The sequence below is a fragment of the Rhodoferax sp. TH121 genome, assembly GCF_002251855.1.
Classification (GTDB): domain Bacteria; phylum Pseudomonadota; class Gammaproteobacteria; order Burkholderiales; family Burkholderiaceae_C; genus Allorhodoferax.
In genome coordinates, this window is record NZ_NOXW01000021.1 from 58,868 (window position 1) to 84,410 (window position 25,543).

Below are 25,543 nucleotides of genomic sequence, written 5' to 3' on the forward strand. Positions count from 1 at the left end.
AATCCCGGCACCGCTTTAGCCTGCGACGCCGGTGAACCTGACGTGGCAGGCTTATTGCTTTCGATGGTCTAACACCACCAGTGTTGACGGCCACGGCCGTTCGCACACAAGAACAACGGAGTTTTCTTATGGATATTTTGATACAGCAGATCATCAATGGTCTGGTGTTAGGTAGCATGTACGCGCTCATCGCGCTGGGCTACACGATGGTCTACGGCATCATCAACCTGATCAACTTTGCCCACGGCGAAGTGGTGATGGTCGGTGCCCTCACCAGCTGGACCATGATCGGCCTCATGCAGGAAGGTATGCCCGGCACTCCCGGCTTCATCATCCTTTTCTTGGCCCTCATCATTGCTTGTGTGGTCGCTGCTACGCTCAACTTTGTGATTGAGAAGGTGGCTTACCGCCCCTTGCGCAATAGTCCCAAGCTGGCCCCCCTGATCACTGCCATCGGCATGTCCATCCTGCTGCAGACGCTGGCCATGATCATCTGGAAGCCCAACTACAAGTCCTATCCCACACTATTGCCCAACACACCTTTTGACGTGGCAGGTGCGGTGATTACGCCCACCCAGGTCATGATTTTGGGCGTGACGGCTGTGTCTTTGGCACTGCTGATGTGGCTGGTGAACTACACCAAGCTGGGCCGCGCTATGCGCGCTACGGCCGAAAACCCACGTGTTGCAGGTCTGATGGGCGTGAAGCCTGACATGGTGATTTCTGCCACCTTCATTATTGGTGCTGTGTTGGCGGCCATTGCCGGTGTGATGTACGCCTCCAACTACGGCACAGCGCAGCATGCCATGGGCTTCTTGCCAGGCCTGAAGGCCTTCACCGCTGCGGTTTTTGGTGGGATCGGTAACTTGGCAGGCGCTGTGGTGGGTGCCCTGTTGCTGGGCCTGATTGAGTCCATTGGCGCTGGTTACATCGGCGCCTTGACAGGTGGAGTTTTGGGCAGTCACTACTCCGACATCTTTGCCTTCATCGTTCTGATCATCGTGTTGACACTGCGCCCCTCCGGCTTGCTGGGTGAGCGTGTAGCCGATCGTGCTTAAGGAGACCCAACACATGAATTCTCAAAAACGACTGATCACCATGTTTGTGGCCGCTGCAGGTCTGCTGATCCTGCCGCTTGTTTTGCAAGGTTTTGGCAACGCCTGGGTGCGCATTGCTGACATGGCGCTGCTGTTTGTGCTGCTGTCCTTGGGCCTGAACATCGTGGTTGGCTATGCCGGCCTGTTGGACCTGGGTTACGTCGCGTTCTTCGCCATTGGTGCCTACATGTTTGGTCTGATGGCTTCGCCCCATTTGCCGGAGACTTTCCCCGCTATTGCCGCTATGTTCCCCAATGGTCTTCATACGCCGCTGTGGGTGGTGATTCCGCTGGCGGCCGCACTGGCTGGCGTTCTCGGCATCTTGCTGGGGGCCCCTACGTTGCGTTTGCGCGGTGACTACCTGGCCATCGTGACCCTGGGTTTTGGCGAAATCATCCGCGTCTTCCTGAACAACCTGGATCATCCAGTCAACATCACCAACGGCCCCAAGGGGATTGGTCAGATTGATGCGATTCAGTTCTTTGGCATTAGCCTTGGCAAGCGGCTCAACATCGCTGGGTTTGAGCTGCCCTCGGTGACGCTTTACTACTACCTGTTCCTGACCCTGGTGGTGGTGAGCGTGATCATTTGCCATCGCCTGGAACTGTCTCGCGTGGGTCGCGCCTGGATGGCGATTCGTGAAGACGAAATTGCTGCCAAAGCCATGGGTATCAATACCCGCAACGCCAAGCTGCTGGCCTTCGGCATGGGCGCCACTTTTGGTGGTGTTTCTGGTGCCATGTTTGCCGCCTTCCAGGGCTTCATCTCCCCCGAATCCTTCAGCCTGATGGAGTCCGTGATGATTGTGGCCATGGTGGTACTCGGCGGTGTGGGGCATTTGCCCGGTGTGGTGCTTGGCGCCATCCTGCTGGCGGCGCTACCTGAAGTGCTGCGCTACGTGGCGGGCCCGTTGCAGGCCATGACCGGTGGCCGTCTGGACGCCTCCATCCTGCGCCAGTTGCTGATCGCCCTGGCCATGATCACGGTGATGCTCTTGCGTCCGCGCGGCCTGTGGCCTGCACCTGAACACGGCAAGTCTTTGCAAAGCGCCAAAACCTGAACCTTGCAGGGCAGCCCCGCGCGAGCCTTGGCGGCTGCCCTCCACTGAATGGAATCCAACATGACAGATACAGTATTGAACGTCTCCGGCGTTTCCAAGCGGTTTGGTGGTTTGCAAGCCCTTAGCGATGTCGGCATCAAAATTGAGCGTGGTCAGGTCTATGGCCTGATCGGACCCAACGGCGCAGGCAAGACCACCTTCTTCAACGTGCTGACCGGGCTCTACACGCCTGACAGCGGCAAGTTTGAGTTGGCCGGTAAAGCCTACCAGCCCACTGCCGTGCACACGGTGGCCAAGGCCGGTATCGCCCGCACCTTCCAGAACATCCGTTTGTTCGCCGAAATGACGGCGCTGGAAAACGTGATGGTGGGGCGTCACATCCGCACCCACTCCGGTTTGTTGGGGGCGGTGTTCCGCACCCCGGGCTTCAAGGCCGAAGAAATCGCGATTGCCAAGCGTGCCCAAGAATTGCTGGACTATGTGGGCATTGGCAAGTTTGCCGACTACAAGGCCCGTACCCTGAGCTATGGCGACCAGCGCCGCCTGGAAATCGCCCGCGCGCTGGCGACCGACCCGCAGCTGATTGCTCTGGACGAGCCGGCCGCCGGCATGAACGCCACCGAAAAGGTCATGTTGCGCGAGCTGATTGACCGCATTCGCAACGACAACCGCACCATCTTGCTGATCGAACACGATGTGAAGCTGGTGATGGGCCTGTGTGACCGCGTGACAGTGCTGGATTACGGCAAGCAGATTGCCGAAGGCACCCCCGCCGAAGTACAGAAGAACGAAAAAGTGATTGAGGCCTACTTGGGCACGAGCGGCCACTAAGGAAACAGCATGACAACCCAGACTCTGCTCAAAGTAAAAGGCCTGAAGGTCTCGTATGGCGGCATCCAGGCCGTCAAAGGTGTGGATTTCGAAGTCCATGAAGGCGAACTGGTGTCCCTGATCGGCTCCAACGGTGCCGGCAAGACCACCACCATGAAGGCCATTACGGGTACCCTGCCCATCAATGCCGGCGATATCGAATACCTCGGTAAAAGCATCAAGGGCCAAGGCCCTTGGGACTTGGTCAAGCAAGGACTGGCCATGGTGCCCGAAGGTCGTGGCGTATTCACCCGCATGACCATCATTGAGAACCTGCAGATGGGTGCCTACATCCGCAATGACAAGGATGGCATCGCCGCTGACATGGAAAAGATGTTCACCATCTTCCCGCGTTTGCGCGAACGCAAGGACCAATTGGCCGGCACCATGTCCGGTGGCGAGCAGCAGATGCTGGCCATGGGGCGCGCGCTAATGAGTCGCCCCAAGGTGCTGTTGTTGGACGAACCCTCCATGGGTCTGTCCCCCATCATGGTGGACAAGATCTTTGAGGTGGTGAAAGACGTCTACGCCCAGGGTGTGACGGTGCTGTTGGTGGAGCAAAACGCCAGCCGTGCGCTGTCCATTGCCAATCGCGGCTATGTGATGGAGTCCGGTCTTGTCACCATGACTGGCAATGCCGCCGACATGTTGACCGACCCCAAGGTGCGTGCTGCCTACCTGGGCGAGTAAGCCCGCAGGCATCCCGGATACAAGCTGTTACGGCACTTTGCATTCGGGATGTCACGCCCTGTCTAGGTGAACCCGTTGATTACGCATGGAGTTATTCCATGCACAACCTCAACAGGAGTTCACCATGAAATTGCATGTTTTGCTGGCAGGTTTGGTAATCGCTACGACCGGAGTCGCATTTGCCCAAACCGCAACGCCCACCCAAAAAGATCCACTGGCAACCCCCAAGATCGACCAGCGTAACGCCAACCAAGACAAACGCGTAGAGCAGGGGATAGCGTCAGGCGAGCTGACCCAGCGTGAGGTTCGCAGGCTCAACCGCGGAGAAGCCCGTATCGACAGGGCGCAAGACCACGCTGCTGCTGATGGAAAAGTCACAGGGCAGGAGCGCAAACGGATCGCGCACATGCAGCGCGCCGAGAGCCGCGACATTGCTCACCAGAAACACGACCGCCAAGCAGACCTAAACCACGACGGCAAGCGCGATCCCAAGAACGGCAAACTGTAAGCCGACCGTTCACTACCCAGAGAGGCCAGAACTTCACCCTGGCCTTTTTGTTCAGGAGGTGTGTTTGTCGGCTTCGGAGGTGAATGCATCCGCAAAGAATGCGTCTTCGGGCAAGCGGGCCAGCCCACAGAAGTCCCTGCGCGCGGAGTCCACCACGATAGGGGCTCCACACGCATAGACTTGGTAAGCCGACAGGTCGGGTACATCCTCCAGCACTGCACGGTGCACAAAGCCCGTGCGCCCCGTCCAACCATCCTCTGGCTGCGCGTCAGAGACTACGGGCACATAGCGTAGTTGGGGCATGCTTATCTGTTGGTCCTGCAGCCAGGCATTCATATACAGGTCCGCAGGGCGTCTGCCTCCCCAATAAACGGTTACCGCGCGCTGGATGTCGTGGGCCTGCATATGTTCCAGCAGCGCTTTGATTGGGGCAAACCCGGTGCCGGAGGCTAAAAACACCAAAGGCGCGTCGGAGTCTTCACGCAGAAAGAAGGAGCCGAATGGTCCCTCGATGCGCAGAATTTCCTTTTCCTTCATGGCGCCAAACACGTGGTCGGTGAACTTGCCACCGGGCATGTGGCGGATGTGAAGTTCCAAGGCATTGGCTTGGCCCGGTGCGTTCGCCATAGAGTAACTGCGGCGCGCGCCATCTCGCAGGATGAACTCCACATACTGGCCCGCCCGGTACAAAAAGCTGTCGTTGGCGGGTAACTGCAGATTCAGCACCATCACGTCGTCCGACAGTCGCGTCAAAGTCGTTACGCGGGTTGGCATTTTTTTGATAGGCAAGGCGCCTTGCTCCGTCACCTGGCGGGACTCCAGCACCACATCGCTTTGTGGCACCGCGCAGCAGGTCAGCACCAGGCCTTGGGCGGCCTCGTCGGCACTCAGCGCTTTGGCTTGATGGGGGCCGTGCATCACCTCGCCACTCAGCTTTCGGCATTTGCAGGAGCCACAGGCACCGTCTTTGCAGCCGTAGGGCAGTCCAATGCCGTGGCGGATGCCGGCGGCCAGGATGGTTTCGTCGGTGTCCGCCGTGAACACCCGGCCGCTGGGTTGCACAGTGATGGTGAAGGCGGCATGGCTGGCGGGAGAAACGGTCATCTTTTGGGTATCCTCAGGGGCTCTCAAATCGTCAACCCTCAATTTTGCCTTCAAACCAATCTCCCCTCGGTGCCTTGCCCTCCCGCTTTCGCAAAGAGCGGGTGCTGGTGCTGGGCTGTGGCGACGTGGGGGTGCGGCTACTCAAAGCCCAGCGCTCCCAGGGCCGTTGGCTGGCGCTGACGTCTACGGCCGAGCGTATTCCCGCGCTGCGCGCCCTTGGGGCCACCCCATTGCTAGGGAATCTGGACCGCCCCCAGACGCTACAGCGCTTGGCTGGCCTGGCCCAGAGAGTGGTCTACCTGGCACCCCCGCCATCGCAGGGTTGGACGGACCCGCGGGTGATGGCACTCACGCAGGTCTTGCGCCGTCGCACAGCACCTACCAGCGTGGTCTATGGATCCACCAGTGGTGTGTACGGTGACTGCCAGGGTGACTGGGTGGCCGAAACCCGGGCGGCGGCCCCGCAAACGCCGCGTGCCCAGCGCCGCGTTCAGGCGGAATACGCCATGCGCTTTTGGGGCCGCAGCAGTGGAGTTCGGGTGTCGGTGCTCCGTATTCCCGGCATTTATGCGCCGGACCGCGAAGGTGGCACACCACAAGCCCGACTGGCCAAGGGCACCCCCGTGTTGTTACCGCAAGAGGATGTGTACACCAATCACGTCCATGCCGATGACTTGGCGCGTGCTTGCTGGCGTGCGCTCTGGCTGGGCTTGCCCCAGCGCATCTACAACGTGAGCGATCACTCGGAACTCAAGATGGGCGACTACTTCGATTTGGCTGCCGATCTCTATGGCCTGCCAAGGCCGCCCAGGGTATCGCGCAGCAGCGCACGCGAGCAGCTACCAGTCATGCTGCTGAGTTTTATGGACGAATCCCGCCGTTTGGTGAATATGCGTATGGTCCAAGAGTTGCGCCTTCAGCTGCGCTACCCCACAGTCCACACGGGCCTGTTGTCAGGCAGTTAAGTTACGCCTGTCGCGCCACTGGTAGGCGTAGAGCAACCCCCGCCAGACCAGCCAGCTGGTAGCCAAAGTAATCGGGTAGGCCCACAGCACATCGCTGAACCAGTGCGCCACATCTGACATGCGTGCAAAACCAATTCCCAGGCCGGCTGTCGTTCCAAGTGCCACCCACAAGGCTTGTCGGCGGCGGTGTACCAGCATCAGTGTGGCAAAGAAGAAGCCGCAGGCTACATGGCCGCTGACAAAGGAACAATTGTTGTTGCACTGGTCGGTGATGACAGTGGCACGGGTGAATTGCTGCTCGCCACCAAAATGCTCCACTTGGTAGGGACGCGCACGCTGCCAATGCTCCTTGAAGACCGCATTCACGACTACGCCCGGCCCCATGATGCCGGCCACCACCACAAAGGCCAAGGGTAAGCGCCAGGCCTTCCAACGCTTGCCAAAGGTCACCAGTAGCCAGCCCGCAAAACAGAGGGCCAGCCCGATGCGAAACAGGGCTGGAACATAGAGATTGATACCAAGCACCCACCACCACTCTTTGGAGTCGATAGTGGGCGGTGTGCCTGTGAACAGGGCGGCTAGCATCAAATCGGCATTGGGCCAGACAGTGGGTACCAAGGCCGCTACCACGGAAAGTGCCAGCACCACGGCAAACAGACGGGGTGTGGTGGCTGGGGTGGGGGAGTCGGTAGACATGGTGCGGGGCTTGGTCTCAGGAAGACGCTGATTGTCCGGTAATTCGGCGTGTGATTAAGATGGGCGCTTCTGCATTACCTTCTGCTTGTATGGCTTTGCCTTTTTATGTGCGCGTATGGGTGTCCAGCTTGCTGGCGCTGCTGGTGTCTGCCTGTGTGCAGTCTCCGCTGCAGTCCGGGGGCTTGCCTACATCGGGAGCTGCGCTGGTGGGCGAAGAGTGGGTGGCGACCCAGATTGCTGGTATCTCGACGTTGGTCGCCCCAGCGCCCCGCTTGCGCTGGGCATCGGCGGAGCAGATCACGGGAAGCGGTGGGTGCAATGCCTTTGCAGGCCGCGCCGTGGTGAACCAGGGGGCTTTGCAGTTGGGGCGTCTTGCTGCAACGGGGCGTTTGTGCATGGCCTTGCCGCAGGGTGGGCAAGAGGACCGATTTTTCTCGGTTCTGGAGTCAGCGCGCACCGTGCGGCTGGTGGCGGGCCATTTGCTGTTAGAGGACGCAGCGGGTCAAGTGCTGGCCCGCTTCACCAAACGCTAGCCAGTACCTCCGCAGGGACGTCAGGCCGCTTTGACCAGCGGTAGCCTGCGGTGTCGTTGGCCAGTCAGCGCGTACACAGCATTCGCCACGGCGGGGGCAATAGGTGGCAAACCCGGTTCGCCTACGCCACCAGGTGCACGTGTGCTGGGTACGATGTGTGTCTCTACCCGGGGCGCTTGGGCCAGCTGCACCATCGGGTAGGTGGGAAAGTTGGTCTGCTGTACCACGCCATCCTGGATATCGATCTTGCCGTACAGCGCGGCACTCAACCCAAAAATCACTGCGCTTTCCATTTGCTGGGCCACAGTGTCGGGGTTGATAACCGTGCCACAGTCAATGGCGCACACCACACGGTGTACGCGGGGAACACCGTCCTGTAGCGACACTTCGGCGACCTCGGCCACGATGGAGCCAAACGACTCGTGCAAGGCAACGCCCCGTGCATGTCCTTTCGGAAGTGTTTGACCCCAGTCTGCCTTGTCTGCCGCCAGTTTTAGCACTGCGGCATAGCGCGGCGCGTCTTTGAGCATTGCCAGTCGGAACTCCAGCGGGTCTTGCCGGATCGCCGCCGCGATTTCGTCGATAAAACTTTCCGAGAAAAACGCATTGTGCGAGTGGCCTACCGAGCGCCAGAAGCCCACGGGCACTTCCATACGCGTGGCCACATGGGCCATGTGCTGGTGGGCAAAGCCATAGGGCAGATCGAACAGGCCTTCTGCCGTCGTCTTGTCCGGCATGTCCACCGGACCAGACAGGGCGGGCAGGCCCCGTGCCATCCAGCGCGGGCTGATGGCGTCTCCAGCGGATTTGATGCGCAGGCTGCTGACTTGTCCTTGGGTATCCACTGCGGCGCGTAGTTGCGCCACATGCATGGGGCGGTAAAAGTCGTGCGTCATGTCCTCTTCGCGCGGCCAAAGAAGTTGCACTGGCTTGCCATCGCAGGCCATGGCGACTTGCACAGCTTGGGCCACATAGTCCACCTCCAGCCGGCGCCCAAAGCCTCCGCCCAGCAGCGTGACATGCAGCACCACATCTTTGGCATCCACGCCGGCCACTTTGGCGGCTATGGCGCGTGCCATTTCGGGCACCTGGGTTGGCACCCACACGGTCACTTTGCCATCTTTGACCTGGGCGGTGCAGTTCATGGGCTCCATGGTGGCATGGGCCAGGTAGGGGGCCTGGTAGCTAGCCTCCACCAATTTGGCAGCCGAGGCTTCGGCTTGGCTGGCATCGCCTTTCTCGTAAAAGGCAAAACCTTCTTCGGCTTTCAGTGTTTCCGTCATCCGGGCCTCAATGGCCTGGGTGTACAAAGCCCCATGGGCCGGTGCTGCCCATTGCGCTTGTACCGCCTGCACAGCCTGGCGGGCATGCCAGGTGGATTGGGCCACCACGGCAAAACCTGCCGTGGAGCCACCCAAGGCGTCCAAGGGAACGACTTTCTGCACACCGGGCAGAGCTAGTGCGGGCTGGGTGTCCAACGCTTTGACACTGCCGCCGATTTGCGGCGCCAAGCGCAGGGCTGCAAACAGCATGCCGGGCTGGCGCACGTCGATGCCAAACTGGGCCGTCCCATTGGTCTTGGCCGGAATGTCGCCACGCGGCGTGGGTTTGCCCAGCAGTGTCCATTGTTCGCGGGCCTTGAGGCTCACATTCTTGGGGGTGACGCCAGCCGCGCCTGCAGCCAGCTCTCCAAAATGCGCTGACTTGCCCGACGCATGCGCGACCACCCCGGCAGCAATGCGCAGGTCAGACGCCGGCACTTGCCATTGTTTGGCAGCCGACTCCAGTAGCGCCGCGCGCGCCGTTGCCGCTGCGGTGCGCAGGGGCACCCAAGCATCTGCCACGCTGGACGATCCGCCTGTGGCATTGATGCCCAGTTCACGCGCGATCTTGCCGACAAACCATTCACCCAATTTCACTTTGGTGGGGGGAGGGCCGCCCTCGGACTCCAGCGGGTGGAAGGGCAGGCTGGCGCTGAGCATGGCCACGTTGCCGTAGATGGTGTCTGGCCCTGCCTGTTGCAGCTTCAGCTTTGCCAAGGGCAAGTCCAACTCTTCGGCCACCAGCATGGACAGGGCGGTGTGGATGCCCTGGCCCATTTCGCTGCGCGGCATAGCCAAGACCACGGTGCCATCGGTGGTCACTTTGATCCAGCCGTTCAGGGCCACTTCGCCACTTTCGGGCAGCATCAGTTCAGGACTCCCCATCCGGGAGCGTGCGGGCATCACGCCCCAACCCACCACCAGGGCGCCGGTGGCGCTCAGGGCGCTCAATAGCCAGGTACGGCGCTTCATGCTGCGGCTCCTTGGGGCTGACCCGCCGCCCGGTGGATGGCGGCGCGCACCCGCTGGTAGGTGCCGCAGCGGCAGATATTAGTCATGGCCTCGTCGATGTCGGCATCGGTGGGCTTGGGTTTGCGGGCCAGCAAGGCGGCGGCTGCCATGAGCATGCCACTCTGGCAGTAGCCACACTGGGGTACTTGCTCGGCGATCCAGGCGGTCTGCAGGGCGTGCATCTTGTCAGGGCTGCCCAGGGCCTCAATGGTGGTGATCTTTTGGCCCACCACGGCGGAAGCTGGCATGACGCAGGAGCGCACCGCTTGGCCGTCCACGTGCACCGTGCAGGCGCCGCAGGCGGCCACACCACAGCCAAATTTGGTGCCTGTCATGTTCAGGGTGTCGCGCAGCACCCAGAGCAGGGGCATGTCAGGTGGGGCGTCGGCTGTGACAACCTTGCCATTGATGTTCAGTTCCATGGGGCGCACTCCTTGCGGGTTCTGGTGGCCCGCATCATAGAGGTGGTGCCCGCGTCCCTGTGTCACGCAGGGCCACACAGCGGGTAATCCATGAGGGCTTTTAGAGCGCCCAAACAAAAAGCCAGACGTTTTGCGAACGTCTGGCTTGTATGTGGTGCCCAGGGCCGGACTCGAACCGGCACGCCTTGCGGCGGGGGATTTTGAGTCCCCTGAGTCTACCAATTTCACCACCTGGGCAGGTAATTCTGTGAAGCACGAATTATGGCACATTTATGGCCATGACATTCTCAACTATTGAAGACGCCATCGGAAACACCCCTTTGGTTGCCCTGCAGCGCATCCAGGCCAGTGACAACCAGTCCCGCAACACTGTGGTGTTGGGCAAGCTGGAAGGCAACAACCCCGCAGGCTCGGTCAAAGACCGTCCCGCCCTGTCCATGATCCGCCGTGCGCAGGAGCGTGGTGATATCCAGCCTGGCGACACGCTGATTGAAGCCACCTCGGGCAACACTGGCATTGCGCTGGCCATGGCAGCGGCCGTCAAGGGTTACCGCATGGTGCTGATCATGCCGGAGGACCTGTCCATCGAGCGCGCCCAGACCATGAAAGCCTTTGGGGCCGAGTTGATCCTCACGCCGAAGAGCGGTGGCATGGAGTACGCGCGTGACCTGGCCGAGCAGATGCAGCGCGACGGCAAAGGCCGTGTGCTGGACCAGTTTGGCAACGATGACAACCCGCGCATCCACTATGAGACGACCGGTCCTGAGCTGTGGGCGCAGACGCAAGGTCGCATTACCCACTTTGTGAGCGCCATGGGTACCACCGGCACCATCACCGGCGTGTCGCGCTTCCTCAAGGAAAAGAACCCGGCCATCCGCATTATTGGCGCCCAACCGGAAGAGGGGTCCCGCATTCCCGGCATCCGCAAATGGCCTGAGGCCTACCTGCCCAAGATCTACGACCCCAAGAATGTGGACGAACTGGTCTACGTGAGCCAGGCTGATGCAGAGGACATGTGCCGCCGTCTGGCGCGTGAAGAAGGCATCTTCGGAGGCATATCGGCCGCCGGTGCCTGCTGGGTGGCGCAAGAGATTGCCAAGCGTGAGAAAGATGCCGTCATCGTCTTCGTGGTCTGTGACCGTGGCGACCGCTACCTCTCCACGGGTGTGTTTCCCGCTTGATTTTTAAGCGAAATAGGGCCTTAGTCCCTGTGGAATAAGCGCGAGCAGCTATTGAATGTATAGCGTGAAAGGTGGGTATGTCTGCAGTGTTCAAGTTTTGTCCGCAATGCGCCACGCCGTTGGAGCACATTACCTTGGCCGAAGACGGTGGTGACAAGACCCGCCTGCGTTGCCCGGCCTGTGACTTCACGCACTGGAACAACCCCACCCCCGTGCTGGCCGCGGTGATTGAGTACAACGGCCAAATCCTGCTGGCGCGCAACGCCGCTTGGCCCGGCAAGATGTATGCGCTGATCACCGGTTTCATGGAGGCTGGCGAGACGCCCGAGGAGGGCATTGCGCGCGAAATTGCGGAAGAAACCAACCTGAGCACCAGTGCGCTCAAGCTGTTGGGCGCCTATGACTTCCAGCGCATGAACCAGGTCATCATTGCCTACCACGCGGTCTGCCATGGCGAGGTGAAGCTCAGCCCCGAGCTGGTGGACTACCGTTTGTATGACCTGCAGGACGTGAAATGCTGGCCCGCCGGCACCGGCTATGCGCTGGCCGAGTTTTTACGCTCACGCGGGCATGAGCCCGTGTTCATCGACCCCGTGTGGCGCCAGGACGCCGAGAAGCTGGCGACTTAAAATCAGCCCATGAACACCGACAAAGAAGTTGACACCCGTGGCCTGAACTGCCCGCTGCCCATCCTCAAGGCCAAGAAGGCCTTGGCCGAACTGGTGAGCGGCCAGACCCTCAAGGTGGTGGCCACCGACCCTGGCTCCATCCGCGACTTCCAGGCCTTTGCCAAGCAGACGGGCAACGAACTGCTGGAGCAGGAAACCGTGGGCGCGGAGTACATCCACGTGCTGCGCCGACGCTAAGCCGCTCCCCAGCTCCCACGCAAAACGCCGCAGGGTTATCCCATGCGGCGTTTTGTTTTGGGGCAGGTTTCAGCGCCGGGCCGCCCCAAGCTGAAACGCGCCCCCTTGGGGGGAAGCGACCCGCGCAGCGGCGGAGCGTGGGGGCCAGTTCCTTAGCCCAGACGGGCCAGCTGCTCTTTCACCTTCTCCAGCGTGGCGGCAAAGTCGGCCACACGCTTGCGCTCCTGCTCCAGCACGGCGGCGGGGGCTTTGGCCACAAAGGCTTCATTGCTGAGTTTGGTGCTGGCTTTGGCGATCTGCTCTTCCAGGCGGGTCACTTCCTTGCCCAGACGCAGCTTCTCGGCGGCCACGTCCACTTCTACAAACAGGCACAGGCGCGCTTCGCCCACCACGGCCACGGGGGCGCTTTGGGCGGCGGTCTGCCAGCTGGCTTCGTCGGCAAACACCTTCACCTCGCTGAGCTTGGCCAGCGACTGCAGCACGGCGGCGGACGACTGCAGGAAAGCCGACTCGTCTGCCGTCTGCGCCACCACATAGAGCGGCAAGCGCACAGCGGGCGATACGTTCATCTCGCCACGCAGGTTGCGGCAGGCGTCCACCAGGGCCTTGAGTTTGGCCACATGGGCGATGGAGGCTTCGTCAATGCGCTCGGGTTGGGCTACGGGGTAGGCGGCAATGGCCACCGACGGGCCGCTGCGGCCTGCCACGGGGGCCACCTTTTGCCAAAGCTCTTCGGTGATGAAGGGGGCAATGGGGTGCAGCAGGCGCAGGATGACTTCCAACGTGCGGATCAGCGTGCGGCGGGTGGCGCGCTTCTGCGCGTCGTTGCCGGTGTTGATCTGCACCTTGGCGATTTCCAGGTACCAGTCGCAGAACTCGTTCCACACGAAGTCGTAAATCGTGTTGGCCACGTTGTCCAGGCGGTACTCGGCAAAGCCCTTGGCCACTTCGGCCTCGGTCTTTTGCAGTAGCGAGACGATCCAGCGGTCAGCCTGGCTGAATTCCAGGTAGCCGTGGGCGCGGCCGCCGGGGGCGCACTGTTCCTTGGTGTGCTCGTTCAGCCCGCAGTCGTTGCCTTCGCAGTTCATCAGCACAAAGCGCGTGGCGTTCCAGAGCTTGTTGCAGAAGTTGCGGTAGCCCTCGCAGCGCTTGCTGTCGAAGTTGATGCTGCGGCCCAGCGAGGCGAGTGCCGCGAAGGTGAAACGTAGCGCGTCAGCACCGTAGGCGGGAATGCCTTCGGGGAATTCCTTCTCGGTGTTCTTGCGCACTTGCGGCGCGGTCTCGGGCTTGCGCAGACCGGTGGTGCGCTTGTCCAGCAGCGGGGCCAAGGCGATGCCGTCGATCAAATCGACCGGGTCCAGCACATTGCCCTCGGACTTGCTCATCTTCTTGCCCTGCGCGTCTTTCACCAGGCCGTGGATGTACACATGCTTGAACGGCACACGCCCCGTGAAGTGCGTGGTCATCATGATCATGCGGGCGACCCAGAAGAAGATGATGTCGTAGCCGGTGACCAGCACGCTGCTGGGCAGGTAGAGGTTGTAGTCGTCGGTAGTGCCGGTGCCCGCACCGTCGTTACCCCAGCCCATGGTGGAGAAGGGCACCATGGCGGATGAATACCAAGTGTCGAGCACGTCTTCGTCACGGCGCAGCTTTTTGCCCGGCGCCTTGGCTTGCGCTTCTGCCTCGTTGCGCGCCACGTAAACATTGCCGTCTTCGTCGTACCAGGCGGGAATCTGGTGGCCCCACCAGAGCTGGCGGCTGATGCACCAGTCCTGGATGTTGTTCATCCACTGGTTGTAGGTGTTGACCCAGTTTTCGGGCACAAACTTGACTTCGCCGCTTTGCACCACGTCGATGGACTTCTGCGCAATGGACTTGCCGGTGGCGTCACCCTTGCCCACGGTGTTCATGGCCATGAACCACTGGTCGGTCAGCATGGGCTCGATCACTTGGCCAGTGCGCGCGCAGCGTGGCACCATGAGCTTGTGCTTCTTCACTTCCACCAGGAAGCCGCCGGCTTCCAGATCTGCCACGACCTTCTTGCGCGCCACAAAGCGGTCCAGGCCCTGGTAAGGCGCGGGGGCGCTCTCGTTGATCTTGGCGTCCAGCGTCAGCACGCAGATCATGGGCAGCTTGTGGCGCTGGCCCACTTGGTAGTCGTTCTGGTCGTGTGCGGGGGTGACTTTCACCACACCGGTGCCAAAGGCCTTGTCCACGTAGTCGTCGGCAATCACCGGGATTTCGCGGTCGCACAGGGGCAGCTTCACCATCTTGCCGATCAGCGCGGTGTAGCGCTCATCTTCGGGGTGCACCATCACGGCCACGTCGCCCAGCATGGTTTCAGGCCGGGTGGTGGCTACGGTGATTTCACCGCTGCCATCGGCCAGCGGGTAGCGGATGTGCCACAGCGAACCGTCTTCCTCTTCGCTCTCTACCTCCAAATCGCTCACCGCGCTCATGAGGATGGGGTCCCAGTTCACCAGGCGCTTGCCACGGTAGATCAGGCCTTGCTCATAGAGCTGCACAAAGGTCTCTGTGACCGTCTTGGACAGCTTGGGGTCCATGGTGAAGTATTCGCGGCTCCAGTCCACGCTGTCGCCCATGCGGCGCATCTGGCCGGTGATGGTGTTGCCGGATTTTTCTTTCCACTCCCACACCTTGGCGGTGAAGGCCTCGCGGCCCAGGTCGTGGCGGCTGATCTTTTGCTCCTGCAGCTGGCGCTCCACCACGATTTGGGTGGCAATGCCGGCGTGGTCGGTGCCTGGAATCCAGGCGGTGTTGAAGCCAGCCATGCGGTGGTAGCGGGTCAGGCTGTCCATGATGGTCTGGTTGAAGGCGTGGCCCATGTGCAGCGTGCCCGTTACATTGGGCGGTGGCAGCTGGATGGCGAAGGCGGGTTCACCGGCCTTGGGCGTCTGGGTGCCGCGGTAGCCCGCGATGCCATAGCCGCGCTTTTCCCATTCGGGGCCCCAGTGCGCTTCCAGCGCGACGGGCTCGAAGGACTTGGACAGGGACTGCAGGCCGGGTTGTTCGGGGGCGGAGGGCGTGGGGGTAGCTTGGTCAGACATGGGGTTCTCTTGGGAGGACCCATGATTTTACCGGGCAGGCGCTAAGCTACGGGACCCGCCCAGGAGGACCCATGCCCGACACCCGCCCAAGCCCCGTTGTACCCGTTGCCGTGCTCGCCACCGAGGTGGCGCCGCGCACCAAGCCGTCCAACTACCCCGAGCCCTTTGCCTCGCGCATGGCCGGGCGCGAGAAGCGCCAGCTGGGCGACTTGTTTGGCTTGAGCAACTTTGGCGTGAACCTGGTGCGGCTGGCACCGCATTCCGTGTCGGCCCTGCGCCATGCGCACACCAAACAGGACGAATTCATCTACGTGTTGCAGGGCAACCCCACGCTGGATACCGATGAGGGATTGACTGCGCTGGCGCCGGGCATGTGCGCGGGCTTCAAGGCCGGTACAGGGAATGGCCATTGCCTCAAGAACGAGACCGATGCCGAGGTGCTGTACCTCGAGGTGGGCGACCGCACATCGGGGGACGAGGGGAGCTACCCCGACGATGACCTACAGGCGGTGCTGGTGGCCACAGGCCAATGGCGCTTTCTGCACAAGGACGGCACGCCTTACTGAGGCAACGCCGCCGGGCACCCTCAGGCGGTGGGTGGTGCCAGGTAGGTGCCCGACTTTCCGCCGTGCTTTTCCAGCAGACGCACATCGGTCATCACCATGCCCTTGTCCACGGCCTTGCACATGTCGTAGATGGTGAGCAGGGTGATCTGCACGGCGGTCAGGGCTTCCATTTCCACACCAGTGCCGCCGGTGGTTTCGGCAATCGCCAGGCATTGCACTGCGGGCAGGGTGGTGGCGGTGGCAGGCACCACTTCAAATTCGATGGCCACGCGCGACAGCATGATGGGGTGGCACAGCGGGATCAGGTCGCTGGTGCGCTTGGCGGCCATGATGCCAGCCACGCGGGCCACGCCCAGCACATCCCCCTTGGCGGCTTGGGCGTTCTGGATCAGGTCCAGCGTGTGCTGCTGCATCTGAATGCGCCCGCCCGCCACGGCTTTGCGGGCGGTGAGCGGCTTGTTGCCGATGTTCACCATGTGGGCGTCGCCCTTGGTGTCGAAGTGGGTGAGGGCAGAGGGGTTGGTATCAGTCATGGTCCATCCTGTCGTCAGTTCGTCACAGCACGCGCAGCGTGCCGTCGATATGCGGCTCGCCACTGGGCTGCACTTTCAATACAAAGCGGGTCGCCGCCGGGCCAGACTCCGCGTCCTGCGCAGTATGTAAGGCCACTTTTCCCGGAATCAACAGGGGGCGTTTGAAGCGCAGGTCCAGCGCCAGCGGGGCGTCAACAGGCAGGCCTTGTTGCAGCAGCGCCAGGCAGCGTGCTGCGCTGAACATGCCGTGGGCGATGGCGCGCGGGTAGCCGAACAGGCGGGCGGTGAGCGCGCTCACATGGATGGGGTTCCAGTCGCCCGAGGGGCCGGCAAAGCGCCGACCGGCATTGCCGGCCACGGCCCATTGCGCGACGGGCGCGCCCCAGTCGGGCTCGCTGCCATCGGGCGCGTGCTTTTTGCCGCTCTTGCTGCGGGCCAGGGGTGACAAAAACGTGCTGGTCTCGCTCCACGCCACGCTGCCTCCGGTGCTTAGCGTGGTGTGGATGGTGAAGGACTGGCCGCGCTTGGTGGATTCAATGCCGTCCAGCGTGCAGTGCATGTCCATGGCCGCATCGTTGGGGATAGGGCGCATGCTCTCTAACTGGTTGCTCCAGTGCACCAAGCCCAGCAGGCGCAGCGGAAAGCGTGCGTGGCTGAGGATGGCCATGTGCAGTGACATGGCCATGGCGTGCAGATAGAGAAGGGGCAGGGTGCCAGTGTCGGGCAGATCGCACACCGCACGGTACTGCGCCAGGCGGGCGACATCGGCGCCTGCACCGTGCCAGTGGGCGTCAAAACGGATAGCCTGTTGCTGTGAAGCGACCTGGGTGGGGCGGCCGGCAAACAGGCTACGCACCAAAGCCGCACCGTTGCGTGGTGCGGCTTTGTAGTGGAGAGAAATGGGGGCGTCGGACATGGTGCGCCATTGTGCATGGCGACCATGTCCGAGTCGCGTCTTACTTCGCGTCGACCAAAGCCTTGATGTCCAACAGCGTCAACTCGTTGTCATCCGGCTGGCCCAGGGTGCGGCCGCTGGAGTAGGGGAAGTTGTTGTCGTTCACCACCACGATGTGGGTGGCATCCACCACGGTCAGGCCTTCAGGTCCCAGGTGCGGCAGCACAAAGTTGGCTTCGTTGGGGCCGCGTTTGGCTTTGCCGTTGGGGTTGGCGATCTTGGTCAGGTCGATAAAGGCCACCTTTTTTACAAAGCCGTCGGCGTCCAGCTGGGCCAGGTCGATCTTGTAAATGCGCTTGAACTTGGCGGGGCGGGTGAAGCAGTCGGTGCGGGGTTCGTCCTTGCAGACATTGCCCGAGCCTTCAGACGCATCGTCGCGCTCGATCACCAGGCCGGTGGTCGCGTCCAGCATCTGGAAGTCGGCGGCCACATTGCCAGCCTCTTCAAAGGCGTACTTCCACTGGCGGGTGCCGTAGGTGCGCATTGCCACGTCTAGTTCCAGAATGCGTGTGAAGGGTTTGCCGTTGCGCATGTCCTGGGTTTTGGCGGCGGCATCCCACAGCGGCCACTCGAACATGGGGTACACGGTTTTGCCGTCGATGGACTTGGCCATGGGCTCGAAGCCACCGCTGCGGCGCACCTCGAAGCCAGCGTCGCCGGGGTAGTTGGGCAGGCGGCCGTTCAGGTAATGGTCGGGGCCGCGGTAGGCCTTGCCGTCGACGATGGTTTCCACCACACCCAGCACCTTGCCTTGGTGGTTCACGCGCAGCACATAGGGGCCGAACTCGTCACCAATCCACCATTCGTTGCCCACGATCTGGATGGACTCGGGGTCGAAATCGATGCCCGTCAAAAAACGCTCGGTCGTGGCTTCGTTCTGGATGGCAAACGGCACCTTGCGGTCGGGGTCGTGCAAGAAGGTGGTTTTCTGGCGTGTCACCTGGCCCTTGGCCCAGTCGGCTTTCACGTGGTGCACCATCAGCAGCGCGTCCTGCGAGTTGATCTTGCTGCCAAAACCGTTGTCGGTGAGTGCCAAAAATTCGCCCTTGCCCAGCGACACGATGCCGGAGAAACCTTGTACGGCCTGGCCTTTGATTGGCAAGCTACCGCCGGATTTGCGCGGGTACTTGGGGTCGCCCACAAAGCTGATGCCCTCAATGCTGTTCAATGCTTCGGTGCGCTGGCGGTTGGCCGCAGCAAATTTGCCAGCGGTTTCAAAAAACTTGCCAGCCGACTTGGGCGCGGCCACGGTGGTGTTGGTGGGCAGGGCGGCGTGGCCAGCCAGCACGGCGGTGACCTCGGTTTGGGCGGATGCAGCGCTAGCACCCAGGGCCAGGACAGCGGCCAAAGCCACGTGAGTCAGAGAAAAAATACGCATGGTGAAAACGATTCCCGGTGGTGATGAACAAGGGCCAAAGCCTAGGCGGTGAATGTGAAAAAACCGTGACGCCCGCGGCCTGTGCCTTTCACGCTAAACTGCCCCGCACTCTCTCTGGCGCCGCCTGTCTGCCCTGCCTACACCACCATGTTGTTTCTGCTTTCCCCCGCCAAATCCCTGGACTACGACACCCCGCTGAACGGCCAGCCGCACACCGCGCCGCTGTTCGTCAAACAGTCCAAAGAGCTCATCACCCTGCTGCGCGACTACTCCCCGCAGCATATTGCCGAGCTCATGGACCTGAGCGACAAACTCGCCGCGCTCAACGTGGCACGCTACGCCGCCTGGTCATCCCGTGCCACGCAGAAGAATGCGCGCCAGGCTGTGCTGGCCTTTGACGGCGATGTGTATGACGGCCTGCAGGCCAAAACGCTTGGTGAAGATGATCTGGCATGGGCACAGGAGCACCTGTGCATCCTCAGTGGCCTCTACGGCGTGCTGCGCCCGCTGGACCTGATGCAGCCTTACCGGCTGGAGATGGGCACCACGCTCAAGGGCCCGCATGGCAGCAACCTCTACCACTTCTGGGGCCGCCAGATTGCTGACTACCTGAACACCCGCCTGCGCCAGGACGCCTCGCCCGTGGTCATCAACCTGGCCTCCAACGAGTACTTCAAGGCGGTGGACCGCAAGGCGCTCCACGGCCGGGTGGTGGAGTGCGTGTTCCAGGAATACAAGGACGGCCAGTACAAGGTGATCAGCTTCTTCGCCAAAAAGGCGCGCGGCCTGATGGCGCGCTACGCGATCAAAAACCGCCTGCTTACGCCCGAACAGCTGCGCGACTTTGATGTGGATGGCTACGCCTATGCGGCAAAAGAATCCACGCCGGAACGCCTGGTTTTCAGAAGAAAACAGGCCTGAGGCGGCATGGATAGTGCGCGAACAGCTATTGATTCAATAGCAGCTTGCGACTGACCCAGAGCGCTTATGCGGTCTGCGGACCGTTGTTGCGGCGGACAAAGCGGCCCGCGCGGTTGGCGCTGGCGCGTCCGGTTCGGGTGTAGCTGGACACGCCGTTGACCCACACCTGTTCGATCCCCTCGCTGAACTGCTGCGGTTGCTCGAAGGTGGCCAGGTCGCGCACGCGCTGCGGGTCGAACACCACCACATCGGCCATGTACCCCGCCTGCAGCTGCCCGCGTCCGCCCAGGCGGAAGCGCCGGGCCGACAGGCCTGTCATCTTGTGCACGGCCTCTTCGAGCTCCAGCAGCCCCTTGTCGCGCCAGTAGCTCGCCAGCACACGCGGGAAGGCGCCCCACAGCCGCGGATGCGGGCGTTCGTCGTGCGGGAGGCCGTCGGAGCCGATCATGGACAGCGGGTGGGCAATGACGCGCTCTACATCGTCCTCGCGCATCTGGAAGTAGCAGGCGCCGCCGGGTTTGAGGCGCACTGCGGCCTCTTGCTGGCTCACGCCCCATTCGCGCGCAATGTCGCCCAGGTAACGCCCGCCCATCTCGGGGTGGGGCTGGCTGCCGGTGATGAGGATGTCGATGATGCCGTCCACCAGGTCTTCGCGCAGCACGGTGGAGCCGGCGGTGTAGGGGTAGACGTCCATGCCGATCTCCTGGCCCCGGGCCAGTTGCTCGATCAGCGGCAGGGTCTCGCGCGTGCGGCCCCAATTGGCCGGACCCGCGCATTTGTGGTGCGAGATGACCAGCGGCAGCCCGGACTGTTTGGCAGTGAGCGCGGCCTCTTGCAGCGCAGGCAGGATGCCGGCGAGTTCGTCGCGGATATGGGTGGCGTAGACACCGCCGTTGCGCGCAGCCACCGAGGCCACGGCAACAAGCTCGTCCATGTCGGCCGCGTAGGCCTCGTTGTAGAAGATGCCCGAAGACAGGCCCAACGCACCGGCCGCCATGGCCTCCTGCATGTCGGCCGCCATGGCCTCGCGCTCCTGGGCGTTGGCGGGCTGGCGCAGATCGGCCATGTGGCGCATGCGCAGCGCCGTGTGGCCCATGAGAGCGGCCACGTTCACCGCAGGTCGGGCCGCATCCACGGCGGCAGCGTACTCAGCCATGCTGCCGTGGCGGAACTGCAGGCGCCCCAGCAGCGAGAGCGGGGCCGAGGGCGCGTCTGTGACGACGGGCGCCAGCGAGATGCCGCAGTTGCCCACGATGACGGTGGTGATCCCCTGTGAGAGCTTGGGCAGCATGGTGGGTGCGTCCAGCACGGCGGCGTCGTCATGCGTGTGCACATCGATGAAGCCCGGCGCGATGACCTGTTCGGTGCAGTCCACCTCGGTCAGGCTCTCGGCGTTGGCCAGCAGCGCGGGGCTGATCTGTCCCGGCGTGGCCAGGGCCACGATGCGTTCGTCCGCCATGAGCAGATCGCCCGTCCAGCCGGGCTGGCCGGAGCCGTCCACGATGAGGCCATTTTTCAGCAGTGTGGCTTGCACCATGTCAGTCCTCTGCCCCGGGATGTCCTTGGGGCTTCTGGTCCAGCGCGCCCGCGTACTCGGCGCTGTCAAAGCCGTGCTTGTGCAGCAGTTGCTTGAACTGTTGCAGGTCGCGCGTGGCCACCGGGCCCAGCTTCTGCGCCAGCCGCACCATGAGGATTTCGATGACCACCAGATGCGCCAGATAGGCCTCCGTGCCCACGCGCATCACGGCGTCCTGCGGCACCGAAACTTCCAGCACCAGGTCGGCCACCTCGGCCAGCGGCGTGCCGGGTTGCGTCAGTGCCACCACGGTGGCGCCCTGGGCGCGCGCGAAGCGGGCGGCCTCCAGCGTGTAGGGCATGCGCCCCACGTGGGAGATCACAAAGGCCACGCCGCCTGGCCCCAGCGTGCTGGCCGAGACCAACTGCTGGTGCGCGTCAAAGATGGCATTGGCCGTGCGGCCCAGGCGGAACAGGCGGCTCTGCAGCTCGCTGGCCATGAAGGTGGACGCGGCACCGACCGAATAGCAGTCAATGCGGCGCGCCTGCGCCAGCTTGTCGGCCACCTGATCCAGCAGATCGGCGTCGATGGCACGGCCCAGCTCGGTCAGGGAGGACACTGCGGCGTGCACGATCTTGCTGGCTACATCCTGCGCACTGTCGTCGGCCAGCACGCTGCGGTGCAGGTGGGAGCCGGTGACGGCCAGGTCTTGTGCCAGCGCGACCATGAACTCCCGCACCGAGTCATGGCCAAAGCTGCGGCAGGTGCGCACGATGGTGGGCATGGAGACGCCTGCCTGTTGGGCCAGCTGCTCCACGGTGGCAACGACAGCTGCACGCGGGTCGTCCAGCACCACGCGCACCACGTTGCGCTGGGCCTCTGGCAGTTCGGGTTGCCGCTCGCGCAGTTGCTGCAGCAGGCTGGTGGTCAAAGGTGTGCTCATGGTGGTGTCAGAAGCGGGTGCTGATGGCGCCGGTGACAGCAAAGTTGTCGTCGACCAGGGGCAGCCAGCGCCATTTGTCAAAGGTGGTACAGGGGTGGGAGATGCCCAGAGCGACCCGATCACCAACGGCCGGCTTTGTGCCAGCGGGGTCAAAACGCAGGTAGGCATGCTGATCATTCAGCGCGCTGATGGTCCAGCCTGCGGGGACATCTGGCGCGCTGCGCTCGCCGCGTCGCGCCCAGCGCACTGGTACCGGCATCTCCAGGTCATAGGACAGGTCGCGCCGGCCCGCTGTGAGTAATGCCAGGCCGGGTTCGGGCACCGACTGCACCATGGCCCATACCTCCAGCGCGGGGCGCAGCGAGGCGTCCAGCCCTTCACGCTGCTCCACATGTTTGAGGAAGCGCTGGTAGTTGCCGTGGTCGTGCGTGATGTAGCAGCCCGAGCGCAGCACGCCCAGCACGGGCTTGGACAGACCTTGCGTGCGCAACAGCGGCACCACCAGGTCGAATACCGCCGAGCCACCGGCGGTCAGCAAAATCTCTGCATCCGCAAACAGGCCTTGCTGGTCGCACTGGCGCGTGACCTCGGTCACGCGGCGCACCAAGGCAGTCACTTCCCGCGCGTCGTGTTCGCTGTCGCAGCGGGCCACGCCACCTTCGTAGCATTCAATGCCGCCCAGCTGCACGGCGGGCGAGCGCGCAATGGCTTGCGCCAGCGTGACAGCGTCTTCCAGCGTGCGGCAGCCGGTGCGCTGGCCGGGCACGCCGATTTCTACCAGCGTGTCCAGCCGGCGTGTGATCTTGCGGCGCACGGCCCAGTCTTCAATTAGCGCCAGCTGCCCCAGCGAGTCCACCAGAAACCACACGCGCAAATCGGCATGGCGGTCCAGCAAGGTTTGCAGGCCGTCCAAGTCGGCATCGCAGACCACCTGGTTGGCAATGATGGCGCGGCGTGCCCCTGCCTCTACGCCGACCGAGAGCTGGTAGATGGTGGCAAAGGTCAGACCCCAGGCGCCGGCCTGCAACTGCTGCTCAAACAGTTCGGGCGACATGGTGGTTTTGCCGTGCGGTGCCAGCGCCACGCCCTTTCGCTGCGCGAAGTCGCGCATCCAGGCCAGGTTGTGGGTCAGTGCGGAGCTACGCAGCACTGCCAGCGGGTAGGCAAGGTCACCAGCCAGCACATTCCAGCCTTTGCGCCCCAGCTCAGAAGCGGGGCAGGGCGCGGCTTTCAGCGGGTAGCTCTTGCAACGGTGGTCGAGGATGAAATTGGAGCTCATGGTGTGTCGTTGGTAGTGGCGGTCTTCCAGCAGGCATGAAAGTGCCCGCTCTGTATTTCGCGCAGTTGCATGGTGGCGCTGGCACAGCGGTCTTCGGCCAGCGGGCAGCGGGTGCGGAACACGCAGCCCGACGGCGGGTTGGCAGGGCTGGGCAGGTCGCCTTGCAGCAGAGGGATGCTACGCCGCTGCGCCGGGTCGGGAATCGGTGCTGCTGCCAGCAATGCACGCGTGTAGGGGTGCTGCGGGTTGGCGTAGAGTGCTTCGGTGGGGGCAATCTCCATCACGCGGCCCAGGTAGAGCACCACCACGCGGTCGCAGAGGTACTCCACCACATCAAGGTCGTGCGAAATGAAGAGCAGGGTCAGGCCCAGTTGCTCTTTGAGCTCGCCCAGCAAATTCACCACCTGGGCTTGGATGGACACATCCAGCGCCGAGAGCGGCTCGTCGGCCACGATGAACTGAGGCTCCACCGCCAGCGCGCGAGCAATGCCTATGCGCTGGCGCTGCCCGCCGGAAAACTCATGCGGAAACCGGTCTGCATGCTCGGGGCGCAAGCCTACTTGTTGCAGCAATTGCTCGATGCGCGGCTGGCGTGCTGGGCCTTTGGCCAGGCCGTGCGTGTCCAGCGCCTCGGCCAGTACGTCGCGGATACGCATGCGCGGGTTCAGGCTGGCGTAGGGGTCCTGAAAAATGATCTGGATATCCGAACGCAGCGGCCGGTATTGGGCCTGTGTCAGGCTGGCCAGGTCCTGCTGTGCGTCTGCGCCGTGGTAGTGCATGTGCCCGCTGGTCGGATCCAGCAAGCGCGTCAGCAGGCGGCCTATGGTGCTTTTACCCGAGCCTGATTCGCCGACCAGACCCAGGGTTTCACCGCTGCGGATGGTGAAGCTCACATCGTCCACGGCGCGCACCGGGTGGTTGCCATGGCCGAAGTGTTTGCGAAGGTTGCGGATGTCCAGCAGCAGAGGCGTGTCAGGCGTGGTCGTACTCATGCGTGCACCTCGCGGTGAATGCAACGCACGCGGCGTTGGGTAGCCGTGGTGTCGAGGGTGGGCATGGCAGTATCGCAATCGGTTTGGCGGCTGGTGCAGCGTGGTGCAAAGGCGCAGCCGGGGGGCGGTGCCAGCGGGCTGGATACCTGACCGGCAATGGCCACCAGCTTGCGCCGGGTGGGTGCCGTGCCTACACCAGACGCTTCTCGCTTTTCCCGTTGGCGTGCTACGCCGGGAAGGCATGCCAGCAGACCGCGGGTGTAAGGGTGTTCAGGCCGGGCAAACAGATCATGCACAGGGGCCGATTCGACAATCCGGCCTGCGTACATCACGGCCACGGCATCCGCGTATTGCGCCACCACGCCCAGGTTGTGGGTGACGAACAGCATGCTCATGCCGGTTTCTTTTTGCAGGCGACCCATGAGTGCGAGGATCTGCGCTTGGATAGTCACGTCCAGCGCGGTCGTGGGTTCGTCGGCAATCAACAGCGTGGGTTCGCAGGCCATGGCCAGCGCAATCATCACGCGTTGGCGCATGCCGCCAGACAGCTGGTGCGGGTACTCATTGACCCTTTGCGCAGCGGCGGGAATCTCCACCAACTCCAGCATGCGCCGTGCATGGGCGTGGGCCGCATTGCGGTCCAGCCCCAGATGCAGGCGCGCGGCTTCGGCAATCTGTTCGCCTACGGTGAGCACCGGGTTCAGGCTGGTCATGGGTTCCTGAAAAATCATGGCCAGCTCGTTGCCGCGCAGCTTGCGCTTATCGCTCTCGGGCAAGGCCAGCAGATCGACCTTGCGGCCATCGCGCTGTACAAACCAGGCGTGGCCGCTGACCTGTGCCTGCGAGGTGCGTGCATGCAGCCCCATGAGCGATAAGCTGGTGACCGACTTGCCCGAGCCCGATTCGCCCACCAGCGCCAGCGTCTGGCCCGGTTGGATGCTGAAGGACACATCGGCCACGCTCTGGATGCGACCTGCATCGGTGGCAAAGGAGGTGGACAGGGCTTGCACTTCCAGACGCGGCGTAGCCACGTCGGGGGGCAAGGCAGTGGGGGGCATTGCGCT

Annotated in this window: 25 protein-coding genes and 1 tRNA gene; 12 read left to right on the forward strand and 14 right to left on the reverse strand. The window is 62.8% G+C overall.

All coding sequences use genetic code 11. The annotated features are described in order from the left end of the window. Positions 1-128: 128 nt before the first annotated feature. From CHU94_RS10270 to CHU94_RS10290, 5 genes are all read left to right on the forward strand, one after another. Complete coding sequence (locus CHU94_RS10270) at positions 129-1,058, forward strand: branched-chain amino acid ABC transporter permease (RefSeq protein WP_094479505.1); 930 nt, start codon at positions 129-131, stop codon at positions 1,056-1,058. 13 nt (positions 1,059-1,071) lie between these two features. Then, positions 1,072-2,157, forward strand: coding sequence for a branched-chain amino acid ABC transporter permease (locus CHU94_RS10275; RefSeq protein WP_176452001.1), 1,086 nt, complete (start codon positions 1,072-1,074; stop codon positions 2,155-2,157). Positions 2,158-2,217: 60 nt separating this feature from the next. Continuing rightward, entirely contained in the window at positions 2,218-2,988 is a 771-nt protein-coding gene (locus tag CHU94_RS10280) for an ABC transporter ATP-binding protein (RefSeq protein ID WP_176452002.1), read from the forward strand. 9 nt (positions 2,989-2,997) lie between these two features. After that, positions 2,998-3,717 carry an ABC transporter ATP-binding protein gene (locus CHU94_RS10285; RefSeq protein ID WP_094479511.1) on the forward strand — a complete coding sequence of 240 codons (720 nt, stop codon included), beginning with the start codon at positions 2,998-3,000 and terminating at the stop codon, positions 3,715-3,717. A 124-nt stretch (positions 3,718-3,841) separates the two neighbouring features. After that, entirely contained in the window at positions 3,842-4,225 is a 384-nt protein-coding gene (locus CHU94_RS10290; protein ID WP_141211440.1) for a hypothetical protein, read from the forward strand. Positions 4,226-4,276: 51 nt separating this feature from the next. On the opposite strand, the gene CHU94_RS10295 is transcribed toward CHU94_RS10290, so the two are convergent. Further along, a complete protein-coding gene (locus CHU94_RS10295; RefSeq protein ID WP_094479515.1) occupies positions 4,277-5,329 on the reverse strand; it encodes a CDP-6-deoxy-delta-3,4-glucoseen reductase in 1,053 nt (350 codons plus the stop codon). 44 nt (positions 5,330-5,373) lie between these two features. Here CHU94_RS10295 and CHU94_RS10300 point away from each other — a divergent pair, with 44 nt between their 5' ends. Beyond that, the gene (locus CHU94_RS10300; RefSeq protein WP_094479517.1) at positions 5,374-6,294 is read left to right on the forward strand and encodes an SDR family oxidoreductase; all 921 of its coding nucleotides are present in this window, start codon (positions 5,374-5,376) and stop codon (positions 6,292-6,294) included. On the opposite strand, the gene CHU94_RS10305 is transcribed toward CHU94_RS10300, so the two are convergent. Next, positions 6,283-6,990 (reverse strand): phosphatase PAP2 family protein, encoded by a 708-nt coding sequence (locus CHU94_RS10305; protein ID WP_094479519.1) that lies wholly within the window; start codon positions 6,988-6,990, stop codon positions 6,283-6,285. The genes CHU94_RS10300 and CHU94_RS10305 overlap by 12 nt on opposite strands. An 89-nt stretch (positions 6,991-7,079) precedes the next feature. Between CHU94_RS10305 and CHU94_RS10310 the strand changes: the two genes are divergently transcribed. After that, complete coding sequence (locus tag CHU94_RS10310) at positions 7,080-7,523, forward strand: META domain-containing protein (protein WP_176452003.1); 444 nt, start codon at positions 7,080-7,082, stop codon at positions 7,521-7,523. 20 nt (positions 7,524-7,543) lie between these two features. On the opposite strand, the gene CHU94_RS10315 is transcribed toward CHU94_RS10310, so the two are convergent. The 3 genes from CHU94_RS10315 to CHU94_RS10325 form a co-directional block, all read right to left on the reverse strand. Next, positions 7,544-9,817, reverse strand: coding sequence for a molybdopterin cofactor-binding domain-containing protein (locus tag CHU94_RS10315; protein ID WP_094479523.1), 2,274 nt, complete (start codon positions 9,815-9,817; stop codon positions 7,544-7,546). Continuing rightward, positions 9,814-10,278 carry a (2Fe-2S)-binding protein gene (locus tag CHU94_RS10320; protein ID WP_094479525.1) on the reverse strand — a complete coding sequence of 155 codons (465 nt, stop codon included), beginning with the start codon at positions 10,276-10,278 and terminating at the stop codon, positions 9,814-9,816. The genes CHU94_RS10315 and CHU94_RS10320 overlap by 4 nt, the downstream gene beginning before the upstream one ends. Before the next feature lie 152 nt (positions 10,279-10,430). After that, positions 10,431-10,515, reverse strand: a tRNA-Leu gene (locus tag CHU94_RS10325). A gap of 41 nt (positions 10,516-10,556) precedes the next feature. On the opposite strand from CHU94_RS10325, the gene cysM reads away from it, so the two are divergent. From cysM to CHU94_RS10340, 3 genes are all read left to right on the forward strand, one after another. Continuing rightward, the gene (gene cysM / locus CHU94_RS10330; RefSeq protein WP_094480987.1) at positions 10,557-11,459 is read left to right on the forward strand and encodes a cysteine synthase CysM; all 903 of its coding nucleotides are present in this window, start codon (positions 10,557-10,559) and stop codon (positions 11,457-11,459) included. Between the two features lie 77 nt (positions 11,460-11,536). Further along, the gene (locus tag CHU94_RS10335; RefSeq protein WP_094479527.1) at positions 11,537-12,088 is read left to right on the forward strand and encodes an NUDIX domain-containing protein; all 552 of its coding nucleotides are present in this window, start codon (positions 11,537-11,539) and stop codon (positions 12,086-12,088) included. A gap of 9 nt (positions 12,089-12,097) precedes the next feature. Then, complete coding sequence (locus tag CHU94_RS10340) at positions 12,098-12,325, forward strand: sulfurtransferase TusA family protein (RefSeq protein ID WP_094479529.1); 228 nt, start codon at positions 12,098-12,100, stop codon at positions 12,323-12,325. A 152-nt stretch (positions 12,326-12,477) separates the two neighbouring features. Here the strand turns inward: CHU94_RS10340 and CHU94_RS10345 are convergent, their stop codons facing one another. Further along, entirely contained in the window at positions 12,478-15,396 is a 2,919-nt protein-coding gene (locus CHU94_RS10345; protein ID WP_094479531.1) for a valine--tRNA ligase, read from the reverse strand. A 71-nt stretch (positions 15,397-15,467) separates the two neighbouring features. Here CHU94_RS10345 and CHU94_RS10350 point away from each other — a divergent pair, with 71 nt between their 5' ends. Continuing rightward, on the forward strand, positions 15,468-15,962 hold the full coding sequence (locus CHU94_RS10350; protein ID WP_094479533.1) for a cupin domain-containing protein: 495 nt from the start codon (positions 15,468-15,470) through the stop codon (positions 15,960-15,962). A 20-nt stretch (positions 15,963-15,982) separates the two neighbouring features. Here the strand turns inward: CHU94_RS10350 and moaC are convergent, their stop codons facing one another. Genes moaC through CHU94_RS10365 form a run of 3 tightly spaced genes read right to left on the reverse strand, consistent with a single transcriptional unit; the run spans position 15,983 to position 18,828 of the window. Beyond that, positions 15,983-16,495: a cyclic pyranopterin monophosphate synthase MoaC gene (gene moaC, locus CHU94_RS10355; protein ID WP_094479535.1), complete on the reverse strand. Its 513-nt coding sequence runs from the start codon at positions 16,493-16,495 to the stop codon at positions 15,983-15,985. 22 nt (positions 16,496-16,517) lie between these two features. Beyond that, positions 16,518-17,411 carry a MaoC family dehydratase gene (locus CHU94_RS10360; RefSeq protein WP_094479537.1) on the reverse strand — a complete coding sequence of 298 codons (894 nt, stop codon included), beginning with the start codon at positions 17,409-17,411 and terminating at the stop codon, positions 16,518-16,520. A 40-nt stretch (positions 17,412-17,451) separates the two neighbouring features. Beyond that, complete coding sequence (locus tag CHU94_RS10365) at positions 17,452-18,828, reverse strand: esterase-like activity of phytase family protein (protein ID WP_094479539.1); 1,377 nt, start codon at positions 18,826-18,828, stop codon at positions 17,452-17,454. Between the two features lie 147 nt (positions 18,829-18,975). Here CHU94_RS10365 and yaaA point away from each other — a divergent pair, with 147 nt between their 5' ends. After that, on the forward strand, positions 18,976-19,749 hold the full coding sequence (gene yaaA, locus CHU94_RS10370; RefSeq protein WP_094479541.1) for a peroxide stress protein YaaA: 774 nt from the start codon (positions 18,976-18,978) through the stop codon (positions 19,747-19,749). 64 nt (positions 19,750-19,813) lie between these two features. On the opposite strand, the gene CHU94_RS10375 is transcribed toward yaaA, so the two are convergent. The 5 genes from CHU94_RS10375 to CHU94_RS10395 are packed head-to-tail and all read right to left on the reverse strand — an operon-like array spanning position 19,814 to position 25,537. Beyond that, the gene (locus tag CHU94_RS10375) at positions 19,814-21,286 is read right to left on the reverse strand and encodes an amidohydrolase family protein (RefSeq protein WP_094479543.1); all 1,473 of its coding nucleotides are present in this window, start codon (positions 21,284-21,286) and stop codon (positions 19,814-19,816) included. A 1-nt stretch (position 21,287) separates the two neighbouring features. Next, positions 21,288-22,208, reverse strand: a complete 921-nt coding sequence (locus CHU94_RS10380) for a MurR/RpiR family transcriptional regulator (protein WP_094479545.1) — start codon at positions 22,206-22,208, stop codon at positions 21,288-21,290. A gap of 7 nt (positions 22,209-22,215) precedes the next feature. Next, complete coding sequence (locus CHU94_RS10385; RefSeq protein WP_094479547.1) at positions 22,216-23,487, reverse strand: amino acid deaminase; 1,272 nt, start codon at positions 23,485-23,487, stop codon at positions 22,216-22,218. Then, positions 23,484-24,479 carry an ABC transporter ATP-binding protein gene (locus tag CHU94_RS10390; protein ID WP_094479549.1) on the reverse strand — a complete coding sequence of 332 codons (996 nt, stop codon included), beginning with the start codon at positions 24,477-24,479 and terminating at the stop codon, positions 23,484-23,486. Before CHU94_RS10390 ends, CHU94_RS10385 begins: the two co-directional genes overlap by 4 nt. Beyond that, entirely contained in the window at positions 24,476-25,537 is a 1,062-nt protein-coding gene (locus tag CHU94_RS10395; protein WP_255033915.1) for an ABC transporter ATP-binding protein, read from the reverse strand. Before CHU94_RS10395 ends, CHU94_RS10390 begins: the two co-directional genes overlap by 4 nt. Between the last annotated feature and the right edge of the window lie 6 nt (positions 25,538-25,543).